The organism is Ferruginibacter sp. (assembly GCF_014377975.1).
GTDB lineage: Bacteria > Bacteroidota > Bacteroidia > Chitinophagales > Chitinophagaceae > Ferruginibacter.
Genome location: NZ_JACMOO010000194.1, coordinates 1 through 2294 on the forward strand (window position 1 = coordinate 1; position 2294 = coordinate 2294).

The following is a 2294-nucleotide window of genomic DNA, read 5'->3' on the forward strand; positions in this document are numbered from 1 at the left end:
CATTAACACTTTACTTAGTGCCAATGCAAAACTTTTGGAAACAGGCGACATAAAAATTTCGGACTATGTACTGGCGATAACCAATTACATTAATGCACGCAACCTGCTTAACCAAAATTATATTAACCGGCTTAGGATAGTTAACCAGATCAGGTATTGGAACCGGTAGTGTGCCCACGTTCATATTGATTAATTTTTATAACAGGTGTTTAAATAACATTCTTACATGCGCCATTATCTTTTATTGTTTTTATGGGTTTTAACGGCTCTAACCATTTCATGCAAGAGTAAAGAAAGCCCTCCTGTTGCTGAACCTATAACTGAAGAGGTACAAACACCGGTAACTGTAACTGAAGTTAGCACAGATGCTATGGTTGATTATGTTGACCTGACTGCTATATCTTCTTTTTTGCAGAGCAGTTTTATAAAGGCAACTGCAAATGGTTTTATTAAGTCGGCCAATGTAAAACCGGGAGAATTTGTACATGCAGGCAAGCAGGTTTTTGTACTGCAAACAAAAGAGTCCAAAGCGTTGGGCAACACCATTAACGACCTTGATCCGAGCTTCAAATTTTCGGGCCTTATCCGCATCAATGTATATCAGTCAGGTTATATAACCGAGGTCAATCACCAGCCCGGCGACTATGTGCAGGATGGCGAGCAACTGGCTGTGTTAAGCAATGCAAACAGCTTTGGCTTTCTATTAAATCTTCCTTACGAGTTACGGTCCGCACTTGCAGCCAATAAAAATATTGATGTGGAGTTACCTGATAAAACGCACCTGCAGGGGCGTGTAGCCAACATATTACCCAGGGTTGATTCTGTTTCGCAAACACAGGCGGTATTGATAAAAGTAAATGCACCATCAAACCTGCCAACTAATTTAATTGCCAAAGTGCGTATCATTAAAAATGCACACAACAATGTAATATCACTTCCCCGGGAGGCAATATTGGCTGATGAATCACAAACCAGTTTTTGGGTAATGAAAATGATTGACTCAACAACAGCCGTTAAAGTGGATGTAGTAAAGGGCATGGAAACCAGCGACAGGATTGAAGTAGTAAGCCCCCGCTTTAGCAAGGCAGATAAAATTGTATTAACCGGCAACTATGGGTTGCCCGATACAGCCAGGGTAAAAGTAATGACCGGTAAAGAGTGAGATTGAATATTGAATTATAAATTAGGAATTAATAATTATGAATTATGGATAGGGAATTAGGAATTCCCAATGATTAATATTAGATATCACTTTTTTACTTTTTCCTTTTGACTTTTAATAAATGAAGAACTTTTTTGTTTCATATAAAAACCCGCTGGCTGTACTGGTTGTTTTAATTATGGCCGGTGGCGTGTTTGCTTTTAGTAAGCTGCATACCTCTTTATTTCCTGAAATTACTTTTCCTAAAATTAAAATTATTGCAGATGCGGGTTTGCAGCCGGTAGATAAGATGATGGTAACGGTAACAAAACCGCTCGAAAATGCCATAAAAAAAATACCTAACCTTGTTAATATTCGCAGCACTACCAGCAGGGGCAGTTGCGAAATTTCGGCTTACATGAGTTGGGACGCAAATGTGGATCTCAGCCAGCAGCAAATAGAGTCAAAAATAGGCGAGATACGTAACGACCTGCCACCCGGTGTGCAAATAACGGTGGAGAAAATGAACCCTTCAATACTTCCGGTAATTGGATATACGCTGGAAACAAACAGCCAAAGCCGAACACCAATAGATATGAAGCAATTGGCCGTGTTTACCATTAAGCCGTTTTTATCGCAAGTGCAGGGCGTGGCTGAAGTACGCATTATTGGGGGTAAACAAAAAGAGTTTTGGGTTACGTTAAATACTCAAAAAATGAGTTCGCTGGGTATTACACCAGACGCACTTTCAACAGCACTTAATCAAACAAATTTTATACAGTCAAATGGATTTTTAGCAGATTATAAAATGTTGTACCTATCCGTTACCGATGCCACTTTGCATTCAGTAGAGGACTTAAAAAACCTGGTTATTTCAAACAACAGCAAACGGATTTTGCAATTGAAAGACATTGCAGAAATACAGATAAAAGAAGGCATTGAATATACCCGCATAAATGCAAATGGCCGTGATGGATTGTTGGTGGCCATAGTAAAACAACCCAATAGTAATCTTGTAGATCTTTCTAAAGAGATGGAAAGCAAAGTAGGCGAGTTGCGTAAAATATTACCACGCGGTGTAAGTATTAAGCCATATTACATACAGGCTGAGTTTGTAAACGATTCGGTAAAAAGCGTTACCGATAGCTTGTGG

The 2294-nt window shown here is 39.3% G+C and carries 2 protein-coding genes; both read left to right on the plus strand.

Features of this window, described 5'->3' with window-relative positions; all coding sequences use genetic code 11:
- The first annotated feature begins 226 nt into the window (after positions 1-226).
- On the plus strand, positions 227-1162 hold the full coding sequence (locus H7254_RS11170; protein WP_301933043.1) for an efflux RND transporter periplasmic adaptor subunit: 936 nt from the start codon (positions 227-229) through the stop codon (positions 1160-1162).
- A 121-nt stretch (positions 1163-1283) separates the two neighbouring features.
- On the plus strand, positions 1284-2294 hold a 1011-nt coding region (locus H7254_RS11175), incomplete at its 3' end, for an efflux RND transporter permease subunit (protein ID WP_301933044.1).

Bases quoted from the DNA above. Each gene is read 5' to 3' on its own strand.
- H7254_RS11170 (WP_301933043.1), top strand. From the start codon at position 227: ATGCGCCATTATCTTTTATTGTTTTTATGGGTTTTAACGGCTCTAACC.